This is a genomic window from Halosegnis longus, from assembly GCF_009663395.1.
Lineage (GTDB): Archaea > Halobacteriota > Halobacteria > Halobacteriales > Haloarculaceae > Halosegnis > Halosegnis longus.
Window position 1 is genome coordinate 22,545 of record NZ_QKNW01000003.1, and the last position, 15,890, is coordinate 38,434.

The 15,890-nt window shown below is 57.3% G+C and carries 28 protein-coding genes; 8 read left to right on the plus strand and 20 right to left on the minus strand.

Annotated features, from left to right (window positions below; genetic code table 11):
• Positions 1–29: 29 nt before the first annotated feature.
• Genes DM818_RS14065 through DM818_RS14080 form a run of 4 tightly spaced genes read left to right on the plus strand, consistent with a single transcriptional unit; the run spans position 30 to position 2,574 of the window.
• Entirely contained in the window at positions 30–419 is a 390-nt protein-coding gene (locus tag DM818_RS14065) for a hypothetical protein (RefSeq protein ID WP_153952858.1), read from the plus strand.
• A gap of 51 nt (positions 420–470) precedes the next feature.
• On the plus strand, positions 471–1,526 hold the full coding sequence (locus DM818_RS14070; protein ID WP_153952859.1) for a hypothetical protein: 1,056 nt from the start codon (positions 471–473) through the stop codon (positions 1,524–1,526).
• Positions 1,523–2,041, plus strand: coding sequence for a hypothetical protein (locus DM818_RS14075; protein ID WP_153952860.1), 519 nt, complete (start codon positions 1,523–1,525; stop codon positions 2,039–2,041). The genes DM818_RS14070 and DM818_RS14075 overlap by 4 nt, the downstream gene beginning before the upstream one ends.
• Entirely contained in the window at positions 2,038–2,574 is a 537-nt protein-coding gene (locus tag DM818_RS14080; RefSeq protein ID WP_153952861.1) for a hypothetical protein, read from the plus strand. Before DM818_RS14075 ends, DM818_RS14080 begins: the two co-directional genes overlap by 4 nt.
• Here DM818_RS14080 and DM818_RS14085 read toward each other — a convergent pair whose 3' ends face one another.
• Positions 2,575–2,931 carry a hypothetical protein gene (locus DM818_RS14085; RefSeq protein WP_153952862.1) on the minus strand — a complete coding sequence of 119 codons (357 nt, stop codon included), beginning with the start codon at positions 2,929–2,931 and terminating at the stop codon, positions 2,575–2,577. It abuts the gene before it with no gap.
• A 59-nt stretch (positions 2,932–2,990) separates the two neighbouring features.
• On the opposite strand from DM818_RS14085, the gene DM818_RS14090 reads away from it, so the two are divergent.
• Positions 2,991–3,524, plus strand: coding sequence for a hypothetical protein (locus DM818_RS14090; protein WP_153952863.1), 534 nt, complete (start codon positions 2,991–2,993; stop codon positions 3,522–3,524).
• Positions 3,524–3,667 (plus strand): hypothetical protein, encoded by a 144-nt coding sequence (locus tag DM818_RS14095; RefSeq protein WP_153952864.1) that lies wholly within the window; start codon positions 3,524–3,526, stop codon positions 3,665–3,667. Before DM818_RS14090 ends, DM818_RS14095 begins: the two co-directional genes overlap by 1 nt.
• A gap of 225 nt (positions 3,668–3,892) precedes the next feature.
• Here the strand turns inward: DM818_RS14095 and DM818_RS14100 are convergent, their stop codons facing one another.
• On the minus strand, positions 3,893–4,522 hold the full coding sequence (locus DM818_RS14100; protein WP_172977353.1) for a helix-hairpin-helix domain-containing protein: 630 nt from the start codon (positions 4,520–4,522) through the stop codon (positions 3,893–3,895).
• Positions 4,523–4,719: 197 nt separating this feature from the next.
• Between DM818_RS14100 and DM818_RS14105 the strand changes: the two genes are divergently transcribed.
• Together DM818_RS14105 and DM818_RS14110 are read left to right on the plus strand one after the other, a co-directional pair.
• Positions 4,720–5,433, plus strand: coding sequence for a PD-(D/E)XK nuclease family protein (locus tag DM818_RS14105; protein WP_153952866.1), 714 nt, complete (start codon positions 4,720–4,722; stop codon positions 5,431–5,433).
• Positions 5,434–5,516: 83 nt separating this feature from the next.
• Positions 5,517–5,858: a hypothetical protein gene (locus tag DM818_RS14110; RefSeq protein ID WP_153952867.1), complete on the plus strand. Its 342-nt coding sequence runs from the start codon at positions 5,517–5,519 to the stop codon at positions 5,856–5,858.
• On the opposite strand, the gene DM818_RS14115 is transcribed toward DM818_RS14110, so the two are convergent.
• The 18 genes from DM818_RS14115 to DM818_RS14200 all read right to left on the minus strand — a co-directional run bounded on the left by DM818_RS14115 (position 5,849) and on the right by DM818_RS14200 (position 15,545).
• A complete protein-coding gene (locus tag DM818_RS14115) occupies positions 5,849–6,037 on the minus strand; it encodes a hypothetical protein (protein ID WP_153952868.1) in 189 nt (62 codons plus the stop codon). The two genes, DM818_RS14110 and DM818_RS14115, sit on opposite strands and share 10 nt — an antisense overlap.
• Complete coding sequence (locus DM818_RS14120; protein ID WP_153952869.1) at positions 6,030–6,557, minus strand: hypothetical protein; 528 nt, start codon at positions 6,555–6,557, stop codon at positions 6,030–6,032. The genes DM818_RS14115 and DM818_RS14120 overlap by 8 nt, the downstream gene beginning before the upstream one ends.
• Positions 6,558–6,704: 147 nt before the next feature.
• Complete coding sequence (locus DM818_RS14125) at positions 6,705–7,064, minus strand: hypothetical protein (RefSeq protein WP_153952870.1); 360 nt, start codon at positions 7,062–7,064, stop codon at positions 6,705–6,707.
• Positions 7,065–7,293: 229 nt separating this feature from the next.
• On the minus strand, positions 7,294–7,632 hold the full coding sequence (locus DM818_RS14130; RefSeq protein WP_153952871.1) for a hypothetical protein: 339 nt from the start codon (positions 7,630–7,632) through the stop codon (positions 7,294–7,296).
• 2 nt (positions 7,633–7,634) lie between these two features.
• A complete protein-coding gene (locus DM818_RS14135) occupies positions 7,635–8,096 on the minus strand; it encodes a hypothetical protein (RefSeq protein ID WP_153952872.1) in 462 nt (153 codons plus the stop codon).
• Positions 8,097–8,260: 164 nt separating this feature from the next.
• On the minus strand, positions 8,261–8,449 hold the full coding sequence (locus DM818_RS14140; RefSeq protein ID WP_153952873.1) for a hypothetical protein: 189 nt from the start codon (positions 8,447–8,449) through the stop codon (positions 8,261–8,263).
• A 36-nt stretch (positions 8,450–8,485) separates the two neighbouring features.
• Positions 8,486–9,982, minus strand: coding sequence for an RtcB family protein (locus DM818_RS14145; RefSeq protein WP_172977354.1), 1,497 nt, complete (start codon positions 9,980–9,982; stop codon positions 8,486–8,488).
• A gap of 46 nt (positions 9,983–10,028) precedes the next feature.
• Entirely contained in the window at positions 10,029–11,375 is a 1,347-nt protein-coding gene (locus tag DM818_RS14150) for a hypothetical protein (RefSeq protein ID WP_153952875.1), read from the minus strand.
• Positions 11,376–11,669: 294 nt separating this feature from the next.
• The gene (locus DM818_RS14155; RefSeq protein ID WP_153952876.1) at positions 11,670–12,041 is read right to left on the minus strand and encodes a hypothetical protein; all 372 of its coding nucleotides are present in this window, start codon (positions 12,039–12,041) and stop codon (positions 11,670–11,672) included.
• A 45-nt stretch (positions 12,042–12,086) separates the two neighbouring features.
• Positions 12,087–12,341, minus strand: a complete 255-nt coding sequence (locus DM818_RS14160) for a hypothetical protein (protein WP_153952877.1) — start codon at positions 12,339–12,341, stop codon at positions 12,087–12,089.
• Positions 12,334–12,660 carry a DUF3307 domain-containing protein gene (locus tag DM818_RS14165; RefSeq protein WP_153952878.1) on the minus strand — a complete coding sequence of 109 codons (327 nt, stop codon included), beginning with the start codon at positions 12,658–12,660 and terminating at the stop codon, positions 12,334–12,336. The genes DM818_RS14160 and DM818_RS14165 overlap by 8 nt, the downstream gene beginning before the upstream one ends.
• On the minus strand, positions 12,657–13,148 hold the full coding sequence (locus DM818_RS14170) for a hypothetical protein (RefSeq protein WP_153952879.1): 492 nt from the start codon (positions 13,146–13,148) through the stop codon (positions 12,657–12,659). The genes DM818_RS14165 and DM818_RS14170 overlap by 4 nt, the downstream gene beginning before the upstream one ends.
• Positions 13,138–13,461, minus strand: coding sequence for a hypothetical protein (locus tag DM818_RS14175; RefSeq protein ID WP_153952880.1), 324 nt, complete (start codon positions 13,459–13,461; stop codon positions 13,138–13,140). Before DM818_RS14175 ends, DM818_RS14170 begins: the two co-directional genes overlap by 11 nt.
• 80 nt (positions 13,462–13,541) lie before the next feature.
• Complete coding sequence (locus DM818_RS14180; RefSeq protein ID WP_153952881.1) at positions 13,542–13,796, minus strand: hypothetical protein; 255 nt, start codon at positions 13,794–13,796, stop codon at positions 13,542–13,544.
• Between the two features lie 42 nt (positions 13,797–13,838).
• Entirely contained in the window at positions 13,839–14,294 is a 456-nt protein-coding gene (locus tag DM818_RS14185; RefSeq protein ID WP_153952882.1) for a hypothetical protein, read from the minus strand.
• The gene (locus DM818_RS14190) at positions 14,291–14,746 is read right to left on the minus strand and encodes a hypothetical protein (RefSeq protein ID WP_153952883.1); all 456 of its coding nucleotides are present in this window, start codon (positions 14,744–14,746) and stop codon (positions 14,291–14,293) included. The genes DM818_RS14185 and DM818_RS14190 overlap by 4 nt, the downstream gene beginning before the upstream one ends.
• Positions 14,743–15,261 carry a hypothetical protein gene (locus DM818_RS14195; RefSeq protein ID WP_153952884.1) on the minus strand — a complete coding sequence of 173 codons (519 nt, stop codon included), beginning with the start codon at positions 15,259–15,261 and terminating at the stop codon, positions 14,743–14,745. Before DM818_RS14195 ends, DM818_RS14190 begins: the two co-directional genes overlap by 4 nt.
• Positions 15,258–15,545 (minus strand): hypothetical protein, encoded by a 288-nt coding sequence (locus DM818_RS14200; protein WP_153952885.1) that lies wholly within the window; start codon positions 15,543–15,545, stop codon positions 15,258–15,260. Before DM818_RS14200 ends, DM818_RS14195 begins: the two co-directional genes overlap by 4 nt.
• Between the last annotated feature and the right edge of the window lie 345 nt (positions 15,546–15,890).

Sequence of the window (15,890 nt, forward strand, 5' to 3'; positions counted from 1 at the left end):
GAACTGTTCCACGAACCGTCTATTGTCGCATGGCAGAGCTATTCACGATTGAGGGAATCAACTGGTTGGCCGATGTCATTACCGGTGACATCGACAGCGAGGTCACGACCATCGCGGTCGGGACTGGATCGACGACACCGCTACGTACCGACACCGAGCTCGAGAACGAGGTGTACCGGACGAACACATCGAACAGTAACTGCTCGATTCGCCCGACGAGTAATGACGGCGAGATGGCCTTCACCATCAACATCTCTGGTGGGACCGAGGTGCCCGACCAGACGGAGATCACCGAGTTCGCACTCTTCACTGATGAGTCGACACCGCGGATGGTCTACCGGGAGGTGACCTCCGGTCGGCTCATCACCGAGGGTGACCGTGTCGGCTTCGAGCTCACGTGCTCGGCCATCGACGCATAGCTCGGCCCTCAAACCGCGCGTATTGACTACAGATGACATAGATTCACGCTAATGCCTCTTCCAAATCATACCTTTCCACAGAGCGCTGATGACGATCACGCAGAGTATTTCGCACAGCTCATCGGCCAGAAGCTTCTCTCCGATTACGTCGAGTATGGACTCTCGTTCAGTCCTGACTACGCGAATCTCGAACTAGACGTTTCAGAGGGTGTCTGTTACATCCATACGTCCACTGGAACGACATCAGATGGTGTCGAACTCTCTGGGCAGAGCTTCGTTGTCCAGTTGCCAGGAGATACGCTCCAACTGGATGCCGGTTCGATCACGCACATCTACGTCGATCCACAGCTGTCGACGAATGACTCACCAAAGATCACCGCGGTATCGAATACCCTCGATGCGCCCGACCCTGGCCTCAAGATCGGTCAAGTAAACACGAATTTCGATACGGCAACTGAATCGAACCGAGAGCATCCACTGCTCCGCGTCGCCGGTGATGGCATTGAGATCGCCGACGGGCACACGATCTCGGTCGACGCCTCCGACATTGCAGGCGAACATCTCTCCGGCGATGGGAACGACAACCTCGCTGTCGACGACGACTTCGTAGAGACCTCAGGTGACACGATGACCGGCGATCTGGCTGTCCCCGGACTGACCGTCGACGGCTCTCGCGTTCTGACGACCGCAGATGAGGGTGATGGCAACGGACTCGATGCTGGAACCGTCCAGGGACTCGATCCGGTCCGAGACATCTTCGAGCAAGGCAACAGTGGACTCGTTGCGTCTGGCAATGCGAATATCCTGTACGCGACCGAGCTCGATGATGGTGAGTCCATCGAGCTTGAGGTTGCCTCGCTCGCCTCGTCAGACATGAGCACTGCCCCATCAGCCTGTAAGCTCGTCCTGATCGTCAACGGAAGCTACACTGAGACCGTCGTCTCGGGTGGGACACGCCAGCTCGATGTGGATCCTGGCACGACACATACGAACAACAGCGGTGGCACACAGACGATCTCGGTCTATCTCGATAACGGCCACTTCACCAGTGGCTCTGGGGCAGACCGTGACCTGTACGGCCACATCTCCGGCCACATCAACCGATGACACGGAAAGGGTTCCGCGACGACAAGCACCGTTCAGAACTCAGGCTGACTGAGGGATCATATAACGGGGTCCTTGTACATACGTACACACAGCGTGGTGATACGACGTACGATATCTCGCTCACTGACGACTACTTCGAGGAGACGCTTTCGCTGTCCTACAGAGACGAGCGCGAGGGTGCATACGGAAAGAGTGCCACCGAGGTACTGTGGGAATTCGGGACACCACAGGAACTCAAGTTGTATGGAAATGTGACTGCTGAAGAACAAAATAATGAGGAGGATGCGTCTTCAGTACTCTTGGTTGATGGTCAAACAATTGCTGACGCTGATGGATACCCAGAAGACCGAGAGGTAGTCGGATTCAACACGACCGTGACTGCCAGTACGATCTCTTGGGATTTCAATTATACAGATTACGGGCGGACCGAGATTGATGCCATAATCGAGTTCGTTAACGAGCCCGACCCAACAACGTACTTCAATACGAATTCTGTGACTCACCAACAACTATGACACTACGAGGAGCTGGAACCGGGGAACATACGACCCGGATCGAAGTGAATGGCACCGAAGAAGCGACGTTCGAGCAGATTCGTGATACCGAACATCGGGTTGCGAATACCGCAGGCATCAATCACAACAAGTACGTGATTAGCGACGGACACACGTACGACGCTGTTAGTGATTCGTTCGGTGATCGGTCAGACGTATTCGTCAAATTCGCTGAACCGACACCAGTCCGAACGTGGGGCTTTGCAGACGCATACGCAAACAAATTCGCGAGTGGGGACGGGGGAAGTATGTATATCGACGTTGAATTCGTTGGAGGCGACCTCGATGGGATAACCATCACTGCCGACGCCAACTATACCGACGTTTTCGACAGTGAGCGAACAGATTGGAATGAGACGGGAACAGTCAACGTCATCAAGTGGAGTACGTCATATGACGGCAACGCAGGTGCCGAGATCGACTTGAACCTGACATTCGAAGACGAACGGACTCCGTCTCCGTACATCGATATCGGTGCAATCGACAAGCGGTGATCAGTTACTCCAGTGATCGCCCCGACGGTCATCAATCTCGACGATGAGTCCCTCGAACGTACTTGCTGCTCCGTCGCGTCCGTTGTTCTCCAGTACTGTCTTCTGCTGACGGCAGGCTGTCTTGAGCTCGTTCAGGTGGACCATTCCGATATCAGTGAGCGTGACAGTCCGTTCGAGATCCTGTGGCGTATCGACCTCGAACTGCTCAGAGATCTGCCCAAGCAGCTTCCACTGGATGGCTGACTTGTTGGAGTCGTCGTCTGTATTCGCATACCGTGTGCTCAACGCTGTACACAGGTGCGGATAGACGGTTCCGGGGATCTCGAACTCAACATCGAAGGTATCTGAATCGGCCATACATACGTATAGGTAGCGAGCTACTAAATTCTTGTCGGAGCTGTTCGCACTACTGTCGCATGGTGTACAACTACCTGTCAGATCTGCGTGCGTACCTGATCAAGCAGTTCGGGCGACCGCTGGCCCGGAAGCATGAGAAGCTGTACGTAGAGACGACGACTGACCGACGTGAGTACGTCGGCACGGTGAAGCTGAGCGAGCGTGAAACGATCGAGCTGCTACAGCGGATTGGCTGCGAGCCGAACTACCTGGCTGCGTTCAAGACGCTGGAAGATAGCGATGTGACCGAGATCGGCTCCTGGGTCTGGCGTGGCTCGGTCGGCGATGTGACCGATCCGTCGACCTACGAGCAGGATACGCAGGCTGACATGCAGCTCCACCTGAACATGTTCGAGGTGGACGGTGAGGAGAACACGACCGCCATCTACGGCCACTGGGAGTACTCGTGGCTCACCCATCCTGTGGCCCACTACCGTGGCGCGAAGCAGCTGGACGCGAAGGGTGCCCGCATCGGACGTGAGCTGCTGAAGCAGGAGCTCGGTGACAAGTACAGTGGCATCGTCGACGAACAGGCTCCCGAAGAACTGAACTGATGCAAGAATCACTCGTCCCGATGCTCGACCTTGCGACCAAGGACTTCCTCCTCGGGTTCTTCATGGCCCTGGCCCTCCGCCGGGGCCGAATCAAGGAACTACTCGATAAGATCCTTCCTGAATCGCAGGGAGACGAATCGTAGGCAACTACTTGCGGATGATATCGTCGTCCGAGTCGGTTTCAGTCGTCACGATGTCCTCGTGTCGCTCGTACGAGGGCTCGCCCTCTACGACCGGCAGTGTCTCGAGATCGATCGCTCGTGCGCGGTATTCACCACACTCGAGACACTGTTCGAGAACCGTGTACTGTCCTGAGTATGACGTGATGCCGATCCCACGCCACTGCTCAGCAGTGGCTCTGTCGCACATCAGTTCCCCCAGTTGGCCTCCCGGTGCTCACCGATCTGTGAAAGCACGTTCTTGATGTCGCCCGTGAATTCGTTGGTTCCTCGGGAGCTACGGAGTTCACGCGCTTTCGCCGAGAAGGCCTGGTTGAGCAGGTTCAGTTCGTCCATCGTCACGGAGAGCGTGACCGTGATCGTTTCATCGTCGCCAACGCCCTCTCCATCGTAGGCGTCGGTGAAGCCGGACACCAGCCCTGTCAGTTGGTCGTACACTGTGAGCTCGTTGGTCGACACGGCAGACTCGTAGCGGTCGATCACAGCCTGGAGTGCGAACGGCATGGCACGTGCAACGATATCGAGCTCGATCTCGAACGACTGTGGACCGTCTGTGTCGCCGTCCGCAGTGTCTGCCGTAGTCTCGCCCACATCCGCGTCGGCATCGTCTGTGTCGGCCAGCTCGCTCGTCTCCTCGGACATGAGCTCCGTGCTCGCTAGGAGAATGTCTTCACTCTTCGCCGGGCCGATTCCCGACAGCTCCTGGACCGTACTCTGGCTTGCTCGTGCCAAGTCGCCGACCGACTCGATGTCGTGCTCCTCGCGAAGCGTCGCTGCGTGTTCGGTGGTGATGTGCTCGACGTCTGTTAGGTCAGCCATGAATCCACGTAACGGAGCGACACACTTAATCATCTCGGAAACGTATTCAGGGTACGCGCGAGCCACCGCTTTTGTTGTCGCATATGAGTAGCTCGTACGGTCAAGTCGGTGAACTCAGTCGACACACAGCAGAGGGTGTTGGCCGAGTATACGTCGTTGACGGTGATTGGCTCCCGTCGGTCACAACCGTTCTCGACATGATGCCCAAGTCGGAAGGGTTCAAGAACTGGGTCGCCCGGACAGATGAAGAAGACCGTGACTGGAAGAAGTTCTACACGTCGAATCGTGGGACACTCGTCCACTATGGCTGTCTGAATCCATTCTCGAAAGAGGAGCTCTGGTCCGAGGATGAACAGCAATCTCGCGATGAGCTGAAAGGGAATCGAACATCCAACCGGACCGGGATGACTGGTGGGGCTGACGTGTGGGCCGACTACAAGCAAGATCGTGACTGGTGTATCGACACCTGGGAATTCATCCGTGACATCTGGGGGATCTACGACGAGAACGACCCAGAGGACATCTCGGTCATCGACGTGGAAGTCTTCTCGGCAAACCGTGATGTCGGGTTCGCTGGCCAGTTCGATCTCCTGTATCACGATCGCGAGGCCGACGAGACCGTGCTCGCCGACCTGAAGACGAGCAAGTACATCTACGAGAAGCATAAGCTCCAGCTGGCTGCCTACGCGCATGCCATCCCGATGGTGGTCGACCGGGCCGAGGTCATCCGGATGAATCCGGAGAAGGCCGACTGGTCAGTGTCGTGCAGCAACGACTGGGATCGCTCGCTCGATGAGCTCTACGAGGAGTTCACTGGCTACCGAGACGAACTCTCCGAAGAACACGAGGAGGAGATGCTGGAGGCGATCGAAGCACAGGTGGCGAGTGGTGCTGCTGTCACCGAGTCATAGCCGACGCTGTTGCTGTTGTCGCCGTGAGTGATACAAGTAACCAAGAGCTACCGACTCTTGACAAGTGGAGTAGCGATGGGGGCATGAAGACACTCGTCTCGCGCGTCACCGGTGAGGCGATGTCGAACAGTGCCAACTGCCTCGAAGACAAGGGGTATGAGAGTACTGAACGCAACTGTCCGTTCTGTGGTGGTGGCGTCCTCTGGCAGTCTCGCCACGACCTCGTCTGTGACCGATGCTCGACGGTCGTCGACATGGAGGATGTCCGGTCACGACCAACGGAGTACACCGACCCGTGGGACGAGTTCCAGTCGTTTCGTGCGACAGGGAACTACAAGGGTCGCAAGCGCTGTGTCGGTGGCTTCGTCAGGCCGTACGAATGGAACAACGCAGAATCAGCGAATCCGACCGCCTTCTACGGCTGAAGCGGAGTATCTTCGGGGAGTGGGACGATCCGATACTCGCCACAGTCGCATCGTTCGAGCGCACCAGGCGTCCCGGCCGTGTTGATCGTCACGACATCCATGAACTCGAAGTAGTGGCCCTGCTCGTGGTACATCGGGCACGGCTCGTCGCTGATCGCCGGAACGCCTCCGTCACTCATAGCCGATGTACCGAAGGAGGTAGCCGGCATCGTTTCCTGCCACTGCACTCGGCCAGCCGTTCTCGACATCCTGGACCCGCGTCTCGGGCTTGCTGAACGAGAGATTGTTCGACTGTGTGACATTCACCCCGGTCGGTGCCGTCATCGCAGCCGTATCCAGCATGCGTTCTTCATCACTCTCGCCCCAGAGCTTCGCAAGCACCAGCTGACGGTTATCGAAGCGGACGCCAACGTACGGGACAACGTTGCCCGGATGCTGGCTCGCGAACGTCATCAACTGGTGGATATCATCCTTCGCTCGGTCGTCTGGATCGAAGAGGATGCTGAGTCGGTCCTTCGAGGTTTTCTTGAGCTCGAAGACGTGGAACCGCTCCCCATCGTACAGGTACACGTCGGGGGCCGGGATGTCATGATTGCCAGAATAGCCGGCCGGCATCGGAACGATCTCGTGGTCGCTTCGCTCGTAGATGTCCTTCGCCAGCCGTGTCTCGTAGTTCTTCCCGGACTTACTCGATGTCATGCGACGACGGCCCTGTCCGTAGCGACGTGGATTCGCCCAGAAACGGAAGTGGGTGACAATGTCCACCACCGTCGCGATCGGTTCGTCGGTTGCCGTCAGTACGTTCGGTAATCAATCGAACGCATTCCCCCGTATGGGACCGACCTACTAAGACCTTTCGTAAACGGGTTCTTCGTCTGACTGGTGGATGCGTTTCAGCTCGTCGATGATCTCGTCGGACGGTCGATCCATGGATTCATCGCGTCGTGCCTCGAGTATGCTATTCACCTGTTCGCCGTGCTCGCACCCGAGTAGCTGTTTCTGGCAGATTGGGCATTGCTCTATGTCACAGCCCCAGTCATGATACTCGCCTTGTGTGGCCCGACAATCGGGGCACTGGTCGGCGGTCCGGGGGATATACAACGGTATATCTTCAGTTTCTTCGTCGAAGTCGTCTCCAAGCACGTCGCTCGCGTGGATCTCTGTTTCATCTCCGTAGCGGATTCGGATGTTTTGGTCGAGATTCATGTCAGTGTCCTCCCTTGACTCCAGGCATGTATAGGTCTGGGTGTTGTTCGCTGTCAGGCACGCTAACGCACCTCCTCGTAGTCTGCGATGTGAGTGTTCCCGTTGCTGTGTTGGTCAACTAATTCCTCTGCTTCTGCCTCCGAATCTGCATCTGCTTCCCACCCGCATCCAGGTTCGCGATAGTGTGGTCCGTAGGCACAGAAGACGCGGTAGTCTCCACCGGGAGGCACTATACGTCACCTCCGTCCTCTCCAGCAGACGTATCGACGTACCGAGCGTCGCCCTTCTCGACGGGTTGGATACCGAATAGCGTCGGATCGTCTCGGTGACGGTGGTCGAAGTTCCCCTCGAAACTCATCGTGTAATTGATACCGTCTTCACCGATGTGATAGACCTTGTACCGTTTCTTGTACAAACCCGAGCCAGAACGGGCGGTTATCTCCCACGTGTCCCCCTCTGACAATTCGACGGTCTTCCCGTCTGCTTCATATCGGTATGCATCGTCCGCAGGCTGCTCGCTCTGTTGTACTTCCCCCTCGCTGTCGGTAGGATGTGTTTCGTCTGACATTGTTACGTACCTCGGCTCTGGCCTGTGTCTTCGTTGTGGCCGTTTCGCTTCTCGAAGTCCGGGACGATACCTGCTGATAGAATGCCAAACCGCTTGTCCGGCGTCGCAGGCATCTCACCACGAGACGTCCACTCGTCGAAGATGTCGAGGAGTGGATACTCCGGTGGGATGTACGGGTGCCACTCGTGTGGAAGCAGCCATAGACCAGTCTCATCAGACCACTTCTGGAGGCCGAGTTGCGTCAGCTCCGACTCGTCGGCATGCTTCAGCCGATCCATCGCATCCACTGTGAGTGGTGGCTCGCTGGGGGTTACGTCATCATTGCGCTCGAACTGTGGTGTCTGGATAGCTACCGTTTCGTCGTCGTCCATGCCGAGAGCGTCGCGTATCTCTGCTACGACGTCCGCTGCGGATGTGTCAGTATTGTCCATAGACGGGTTGTCTTCTGTAACGTCGTCAGTCATGCTGCACCTCCACGAGTCCATCGTTAACGCAGTCCTGGTGGGCAAAATCCCACGTACCAACAGACGTGAATTCCTCTCGATATGGCCGTATCCGGTAGCCACATCCAGCGCAAACGCCAGGGTTCGTTTCTGTTCCCGCGTATTCAGTTGCGGTAGACGACACGTCAGAGTGTCACCCCGATTGCCTTCTCGCACTCCGGGCACCGGTACGAGGCGGTCGTCTCGGTCTCGTGTCTGTGCCCACATCGTGGGCATTCGATGACATACGCCTCCGGGGAGACGAGGGTCGAATCGTAGTCCAGCCGGCCGTGGTCATCCGTGAGCGACTCGTCTGGGTACGGCGAGTCAGACATCTACCATCACCCACGATGATCCGCGACTCGTGTCCATCATTCGAGTGCCTTGATGTTGATCAGCGGAGTCAACGTTCGCTCGACCGTCGCCGTCTCGTCGATGTAGCGCTGGATCGTCGCAGCTTCCTTGTACGCATCCGGCGCTTCTTCGAGGACGGAGTCGGTCAGATCAGACGACGTGATACCGGACAGCTGTGCTGCAACGTCGTCTGGGTCGATCTCGTTGCGCGCCTCTCCACGTGACATGACACGCCCGGCGCCGTGGGGCGCAGACTGGTTCCACTCGTCGTTTCCAACACCGCGCGCGATGATGGACCCCTCGGCCATGTTGAACGGGATGACCAGTTGCTCACCGTCGCGAGCCGAACAGGCTCCCTTGCGCATCACGCCATCTTCGAAGTCGATGAAGTTGTGGACCGACTCGATCTCGTCGACGAGACGCGTCATGCCACAGACGCTTGCAAGCGCAGCGCGAACCTGCTTTGCGATCAGCTTCCGCGACGTGGAGGCATACTGCTGGGCGAAGATCATGTCGATGTAGTAGCCGGCTGCCTCCTCGCCGTACAGTGCATCGTGTGTTCGGTTTCCGTCCATGCGCGATGGGTGTGCCTCCCGGATCCGATCGTGCATCTCCTCGATCTCGACGCCGTCGAAGTCTTCCCGAATCGCGTCACTGTCGATGTACGACCGGCCTTGTCCACCGTGGAACCATTCGAGCAGTTCCTCGCGACTGACGTCGTCAACGTCGGGGACGATGTATGGCTTGAGCTCGTCGTCGAGATTGTCGGCGATCCAGTCTGCGCGACGAAGCTCCGTCGCACGGTTCTGCCAGTGCTCACCGATCTGCTTGCCCAGATGGCGTGACCCGGAGTGGATAACGACCCAGATCCCGCCATCCTCGTCTTCGGCAAGCTCGATGAAGTGATTCCCACCACCGAGCGTGCCCAGTTGGCTGATCGCCGTGTTGACGTTCGCGCCGACTCGGCCCGACAGCTCGGAGAAGTAGTCAGCGTCGTACCCATCGAACCAGTCCGGATCGAGCTCGAGGCCCACCTGCTCGCGGAACGCTTCGAGCTTCTGGGTACACTCGTCCCACGGCATCTCGTCGACGAAGTTGAATCCCGGCTCGGACGGGACCATGTTCGGTGCGACCTTGTCCGTGTAGTCGTAGTGGGCCATCGGGACGTGCTTCCGGACGGCATCGACGATATCGTCGTGCATGTCCTCGGGGAGGAGATACTCTCGATCGTAGTCGTGGGGAACGAGACGGTATGCGAGCATGCCACAACCGATGTCGACTCCCACGACGTTCGGGACGACACCATCGTCGAGTTCCATCGTGAAGCCGATCACGCTCTCGCTGTTCGGTTCTGGGTGCGTGTCAGGCATCACGCGGATCTCGTTCGTGAAGGCCGGATGGCTCGCGTATGCCTCAATGAAGTCGAGGGTCATGTCCTCGATCTCGGACTCGTCGAGCCCTTTCACGATCGCGCTCGTCACGTCACCGTCAACGTGGGTTTCTGTGTCTGTCACACCAGTAGCGTATGGTGGAACGTAGGTAAGTCTACCGGGAGCGAGTTCAGAAAACGAACGACTGGACCAGGACTGCGACAGCGAAGATAAGACACCAGATTGCTGCACCACCGACAGCAGTGCTGAATCCATCCGGGTCGAGATCTGCGATCGACCGTGCGCTCTTCGAGCGGTGTGGGCTTTCGTAGAAGACGAGCAGTGGGAAGGCAGCTATCGCGACAAACGTTGCGAGACCGCCGTGTGCGAGCGAGCCCAGCGACTGGGTCGTACTCAACATCCCACCCTCCTCGATTGAATCGGATCCGATCCCATCGTCGTCGTCGCGGTGTCGGTCGCGATAGCTCTTGAACTCTGCTAGGTCCCGGTCGATTGCGACAGACCACTGCTCGCGTGATTCGGAGTACTCGACGGGAACTTCGTGGGTGTCGAGTAGTTCTGTGTTGGTGAGCCCGACGTTGGCAGCCCGACAGAACGCACCGAACGGGTCGTCGGGGTCCGTTGGTTCATCATACCGGATCTTCCCGGTTGAGTTATCCGGCAGTGCCAGGAGGATGACGATCTGTTCACCGTACGGTGAGACGTTGAGAATCTTCGCCGGACCCTCGTTCGCATAGTCACGCCCGATCGTTTCCATCCGTTCATGGAAGTTCTGCTCGTCATCGATCTCGCGTGCGTTGTAGTCGATCTGGATCTCGTGATCGAAGTCCGGTTCGTCCTGATGTGTCGCCGTTTCGACGGCAGTTTCGTCGGTAGAGTCGTCCATTGATTCGTCGTCTGTTGTATCGGCTGATTCGTCGGTGGATGGCTCAGTCGTGGCTGCCGGACCACCAGTACCAAACATCGCTTCGTTTCTCCCAACATCTGTCATCGAATCGGACAGCGTTGCTTGCCGTTCTTCTTCAGCGGAGATGATCTGGCCCCACAGCTCCTCTGAATCCTGTGTGGGGAACGCAATACCCGACCACGACGAGATATTCATCACGAAGCTAGGTGATGACGACATCTCTTGCTCGAACGAAAGTGACGCACGGTCCAGACCATGTTCCTGTGAAACCCACACAGTGACATCGGCGATTAACCAGCCTGCTGCAATCAGCATGAGCCGTTCGGGCGTGTTGCGAAGTACTGTCTTGATGAAGTCATCAAGGCTCTCCTCGCTTGCGCCACCATTCGTGTCGAAAATCGCTCCTGAGTTCCTGATGTACCGCTCTATGTTTGGCCGGAGTCCAGAATTGAGGATCCCGTGAACGATGTCGAGTGTATCATCGACAATCTCGATGCTCCCATTCGGGAACGTCGAAGACGCGATCGCGGATAGCTTTCTGCCCGGTACTGAGCGATTGTGCGACAGTGGGAATTCGGTATCATCGAACTCCGTTTCTGTGAATGGCATCGTCGTAGTGCTGTATCTGGGTGTGACACACTAATATCTATCGGGAACTGGTTCTTGTGCAACGGTCGACAGCGTTTCCATGGAGTTGCGAATGTCGTGTCTGAGCCGGCTATTGTCGGCCGTGACCGTAGTCTGGTACTTCGTCCCGTCACTGTAGAGCCAGCAGCGAGCAACAAGTGGGTCGCGACGGATCGTTACCTTCGGCTCGATACCGTACCGTCGAGCTGCCGACATGATCATGTCGACAAGCTTCATCTCGTCCATGCGACAAGCTGCACCGCGACTGCCTGCGTGTTAGTTCGTCAGCGAGACGGCGTCGATCGTCGACAGTCCACTGTTACACTCGAACGGAGACACCCAGAACGGTCGCGAGTAATCGACCTGAATCCGGATCTGGTTCTGTACGGAATCACGAATCTTGTCGACCATCGGCGAGTCTGCTCCCTCAGTGAGACAGAAGGTCTCGGAGTTGCTGGCTTGTGGGTGCGTCTTCATGTGGATCTGCGTGGTCTTCGTAATGACGCCACTGTCGATCTCAGCGTCGACGACGTATCCTGTGTAGCTCGATTCTGATTTCGGGACACCGAAGCCACCAAGAGCAGTTCCCAACATCCCAAGGATGCAGATAGCTACGATGATGGTGACGATGAAGTCTGAACTTGACACACGTGCGTGTACTGTGCCGACGTATATGAATATGTTGCCAACGAGTTACACCGGCGACTCGCCGTCAGCAGGCTCGGCTTGCTCCCAGAGAATGCCGAACAGGACTGCAAGATCGACGTACGGCGAGATCCGGAGTTCGTCTTGCTCGGAGACATCGAGGACGTACTCTCGGTCGTTGTTGTGGAGCGCTTCGTTCTCCTCGTAATCTTCCATCACCATCGTGAGGTACGCTGCCATCTCTTCGTCCTCCGTCTCGATCATCTCGAGGAAGCCGGTAACGTCGACCGGGCCATCACTCATCGTCAGTCCCTCCGACGAGCGTGAGTCCGACACTCAGTGCGATGACGTGGAATGCCTGGTCATACCAGATCGGGACAGCGTCGTTCCACCGTCGACTGTCGATGATGTAGTGTGTGAGCCAGACGTACACGAGGAAGCCGACACGCTGTCGCAGCGACCACGGAGCGTCGGATGTAGCGACAGCGATGGCAGCAGTGTACCAACTGACGTGCTCTGCACGGACAACCGAGTCGTCTATCTTCTCGTTTGCCATTCGATCTGTCTGGAGCAGGAAGTCGCCGGCTGCGTGCCCCGCAAGGATGGATAGGTCGTGTGTCATTGGTCGAGTGATGGTTGTGTCTCAGCGTCGTAGACGGCATGCTCAACGACGATCCCGGAGCGCTCCCGGTCGACGAACTGTATTTCGAACTGCATCGGGAGCTCACGGTCTGGATTGTCGGGGATGCTCCAGTCGCTCGTCAGTGGTTTCTCGAGCTCGTCTTCGATCACGTCCTCGATATACCGGAACGCCGGCATCGGTGTGCTTGCGAAGAAGAACTCCCGATACTCCGGCGGACTGGTTGTATTGTCATCGATGTACGCTTCGAAGATACGGCCTGCCCGGGTGAAACTGACGTTGTCCAGTTGACTGTCGAGGAGTGATTGGACGGCGAGCAGATCACTCGGTGTCTCCAAGGTGATCGTGTCGGACGAGCCATCGGGCAGGATGCTTGTCAGCGTGTAGTCGTCGCTCTCTTCGTTGTACGTCAGTTCGTACTCGTTCCCCGCGCTCAACGGTGGCTCCCAAGTGTCTGCTTCATCGAGCACGCGTCATCACCTCCTTCCACTTCGACATCTGCATGGGGCCCATCGTCAGTTCGTCTTTGCAGTCAGCGTGCCAGAACTTCCCTTCAGCGACACCCATGATGGTACTGTATACGAATCCGTCACCACAGTGCGCGCAGTGTGGTTGCCACCCGTCTGGGAACTCGTAGCTGTCCAGGCCAGCGGTCTTCACATCGCGGAGCACCTTCGCGAGATTCACACTCTCGATCTCGCTGCTGGTGAGATGATCGATTAGCTCCTGTACCTGAATCTGCTCGAGTTCGAGGATGTTCGTCTCTGTAACTACCTCATCCATCGAGATCACCGACTCGTTGCATACATCTCCATGTTGGTAGCGACGTAGATAATTCTACCGGGAGCTGTTCATCGAGTCAGCTACTCGGTCAGCCGACTCGCGAGGCCGGCCTCGGTTTCATCGACACCCCCCGTCCAGAAGTCGTATCTGTCACCAGCCAACTCTGTTCCGACGATCGAGAGCGAGAGGACGTTCACTGTCTCACCACACTCGACACAGGTGACGCCGAACCCGGGTTCCCCGTGGAGCTCTGGACCGAGCTCGAAGTCGTCGAAGATACCCTCGTGTTCACACGCTGGGCACTGGCAGATCACGAGCGTTGGCTCACCACTCATCTACGGACCACTCACTGAAATCATGCGACAGAAACCCGCGCGTCAGAACAGCTCGTCGTCGACCTTGTAATCGCTTCCGGGGCCGTTGTTGTTCATCTGTGCCCAGAGGTCCGCATAGACCGGGCCCATCTCGGTGAGATCGGCTTTGTCGACCAGTGCAAGCACCGACCCAAGGAGGATTGCTTGGTTGCCAACCTCGATCGTCTCCTCCACGGTGAGGTCGGCGTCCATGCCGATCTCGACGATGCCACAGACGAACCAGAGTCCTTGGAGCTGCTCTGAATCGACGAACATCAACATATCTGGCATGTACTCGTGGAACCGCTCCGGGATATCTTCGATCCCGTTGAACGTTGTGTCGTCCGGTTCCAGCAGCCCCGTGTGGCGGGCATGCTGGATCGCATCGTGGATGATGCCGGGGTCGATGTCGTCGATATTGGTTTCAGGCTGGTAGCCACTGGTGAGGTGCTTGTGGAAGAGCTGCTCGACGAAGCTCATTCCGGACGCACCTCCGCGTCCCGCATGTTGGCCCCTTCACCGTCGAACTCGATCGTGCGACCGACTTCGACCGCTTTCGGGTTGTAGACACGACTCATGAACAACTGCGCGTCTTCCTCACGGCCCGGAACGTCGACGTAGAGCCGGTGCTGCCAGATGTAGACGATGGTGCCGGTGTGCTCGTAGTCGTATGTCTCGCTGAGGACGGTCGCATCACCGACTCGTGGACCTGTGACCGACCCCTCGTAATCTGAGTCGTTGCCTTCGGTATCGAACGCGATGCGTGAGCCGTATCGGAAATACGTGTCGGAGAGGACACTGTTCGGAAGCCAGAACCGTGTGCCATCGTCGCGCTCAACGGCACCACTGGTTCCGTCTGGACTCACGAACGTTCCGGTGAAGTCGTGGTCGTGCGTACTGTTCGCCTCGTCGGTATCAGCTGTTGTGCTCATGTATCATCGCCTCCGTATCGTCGTTCGCGAGCGATCCGATGGATCAGTGTACGAATCGTGTCGTACCTGCTCCGGAGCTGCTGGACCTCAGTCTTGTCTCGCTTGACCGTGTATGCCGTCGTGAACTCGTCTTTCTCGTGGATATCGCAGTCGTCGCGATAGCAGCCGTAGGTGACCTGCTTGCTATCGACAGCGCCAAATGACATCTCACGGCCACAGTAGTGGCAGTCGGGCGTCTCGAACGTTGAATCCTCGTCGAGGGCAGTCTTCACCTGTGCGAGCTCGTCGGCCAAGATCGCGAGTTCCGCTGTCTCGTCTGCGTCTCCGACTTCCTCTCTGAGTTCGACGAGTGCATCGCGTGCATAATCGAGATCCGAGAGCGCAGCACGCGAGCTCCTGCGGTTCTCTCGGTTGTCGTCGTGACTGGCGTTCGCCTTGAGACGGCGACGTGCCTTGCTCGTCAGATTGTAGATCGTGAACAGTTCCTCGTCCAGCGATCGTGCGTAGTCTGTCATTCCATCATCACTCCGAGTGCGTTGTTTCGTGCGATGTGTGCATCACTGCCCTGATGGATCGTCTCGAAGTCGTTCGGCCCATCAGGCACCTGGACGACGTACATCGTCCCCGTCAGTAGTTTCAGCCGGGCGAAGTGAACGACATTCTCGCCATCGCTGAATCTGACATAGTCGTGCCCACGGTCCGTCTCGTCCCACCCGTCGACCGATCCGTCGAACAGGTAGTCGACATCAGCGTCCCAGTTCTTGTAGTGCGACTCCTGGTGGCGTGACTGCGGGCTCATTCGGTGATCCGCCTCCACATGATTCGGCAGAACGATACTGGATGACGGAGTGCCGTGTGCATCCACGCCTTCCGGACACCCGCTGCGTCCAGGCCAAAGCGTGTCTCCATGTCGCAGTCACGACAGTAGCACCATCCGCCTCCCGCTTCGAATCCGATCCCGTCGTTCGTGTTACTCATTGTATTCGTTGTGTTCGTTAGTCGGTTGTGGCCAGTCGATCCACTCTGTACAGACTGCAAGCGACGATAGATCCCCGAATTCGTATCTGGGAACCATGATTTCACTCATCCAGTCCACCCACAGTCGAGACAGTAGTCGTGACACGTCGTGATGTCAATACCATCA

Excerpts from the sequence above, each read along its gene's own strand:
- DM818_RS14135 (WP_153952872.1), bottom strand. The coding sequence starts at position 8,096 with ATGACTGACGACGTTACAGAAGACAACCCGTCTATGGACAATACTGAC.
- DM818_RS14190 (WP_153952883.1), bottom strand. The coding sequence starts at position 14,746 with ATGAGCACAACAGCTGATACCGACGAGGCGAACAGTACGCACGACCAC.
- DM818_RS14115 (WP_153952868.1), bottom strand. The coding sequence starts at position 6,037 with ATGAGTGACGGAGGCGTTCCGGCGATCAGCGACGAGCCGTGCCCGATG.
- DM818_RS14195 (WP_153952884.1), bottom strand. The coding sequence starts at position 15,261 with ATGACAGACTACGCACGATCGCTGGACGAGGAACTGTTCACGATCTAC.
- DM818_RS14185 (WP_153952882.1), bottom strand. The coding sequence starts at position 14,294 with ATGAGCTTCGTCGAGCAGCTCTTCCACAAGCACCTCACCAGTGGCTAC.
- DM818_RS14070 (WP_153952859.1), top strand. The coding sequence starts at position 471 with ATGCCTCTTCCAAATCATACCTTTCCACAGAGCGCTGATGACGATCAC.
- DM818_RS14140 (WP_153952873.1), bottom strand. The coding sequence starts at position 8,449 with ATGTCTGACTCGCCGTACCCAGACGAGTCGCTCACGGATGACCACGGC.
- DM818_RS14105 (WP_153952866.1), top strand. The coding sequence starts at position 4,720 with ATGATGCCCAAGTCGGAAGGGTTCAAGAACTGGGTCGCCCGGACAGAT.
- DM818_RS14120 (WP_153952869.1), bottom strand. The coding sequence starts at position 6,557 with ATGACATCGAGTAAGTCCGGGAAGAACTACGAGACACGGCTGGCGAAG.
- DM818_RS14085 (WP_153952862.1), bottom strand. The coding sequence starts at position 2,931 with ATGGCCGATTCAGATACCTTCGATGTTGAGTTCGAGATCCCCGGAACC.
- DM818_RS14175 (WP_153952880.1), bottom strand. The coding sequence starts at position 13,461 with ATGGATGAGGTAGTTACAGAGACGAACATCCTCGAACTCGAGCAGATT.
- DM818_RS14090 (WP_153952863.1), top strand. The coding sequence starts at position 2,991 with ATGGTGTACAACTACCTGTCAGATCTGCGTGCGTACCTGATCAAGCAG.
- DM818_RS14125 (WP_153952870.1), bottom strand. The coding sequence starts at position 7,064 with ATGAATCTCGACCAAAACATCCGAATCCGCTACGGAGATGAAACAGAG.
- DM818_RS14165 (WP_153952878.1), bottom strand. The coding sequence starts at position 12,660 with ATGACACACGACCTATCCATCCTTGCGGGGCACGCAGCCGGCGACTTC.
- DM818_RS14095 (WP_153952864.1), top strand. The coding sequence starts at position 3,524 with ATGCAAGAATCACTCGTCCCGATGCTCGACCTTGCGACCAAGGACTTC.
- DM818_RS14160 (WP_153952877.1), bottom strand. The coding sequence starts at position 12,341 with ATGAGTGATGGCCCGGTCGACGTTACCGGCTTCCTCGAGATGATCGAG.
- DM818_RS14180 (WP_153952881.1), bottom strand. The coding sequence starts at position 13,796 with ATGAGTGGTGAGCCAACGCTCGTGATCTGCCAGTGCCCAGCGTGTGAA.
- DM818_RS14130 (WP_153952871.1), bottom strand. The coding sequence starts at position 7,632 with ATGTCAGACGAAACACATCCTACCGACAGCGAGGGGGAAGTACAACAG.
- DM818_RS14075 (WP_153952860.1), top strand. The coding sequence starts at position 1,523 with ATGACACGGAAAGGGTTCCGCGACGACAAGCACCGTTCAGAACTCAGG.
- DM818_RS14080 (WP_153952861.1), top strand. The coding sequence starts at position 2,038 with ATGACACTACGAGGAGCTGGAACCGGGGAACATACGACCCGGATCGAA.
- DM818_RS14110 (WP_153952867.1), top strand. The coding sequence starts at position 5,517 with ATGAAGACACTCGTCTCGCGCGTCACCGGTGAGGCGATGTCGAACAGT.
- DM818_RS14150 (WP_153952875.1), bottom strand. The coding sequence starts at position 11,375 with ATGCCATTCACAGAAACGGAGTTCGATGATACCGAATTCCCACTGTCG.
- DM818_RS14065 (WP_153952858.1), top strand. The coding sequence starts at position 30 with ATGGCAGAGCTATTCACGATTGAGGGAATCAACTGGTTGGCCGATGTC.
- DM818_RS14200 (WP_153952885.1), bottom strand. The coding sequence starts at position 15,545 with ATGAGCCCGCAGTCACGCCACCAGGAGTCGCACTACAAGAACTGGGAC.
- DM818_RS14100 (WP_172977353.1), bottom strand. The coding sequence starts at position 4,522 with ATGGCTGACCTAACAGACGTCGAGCACATCACCACCGAACACGCAGCG.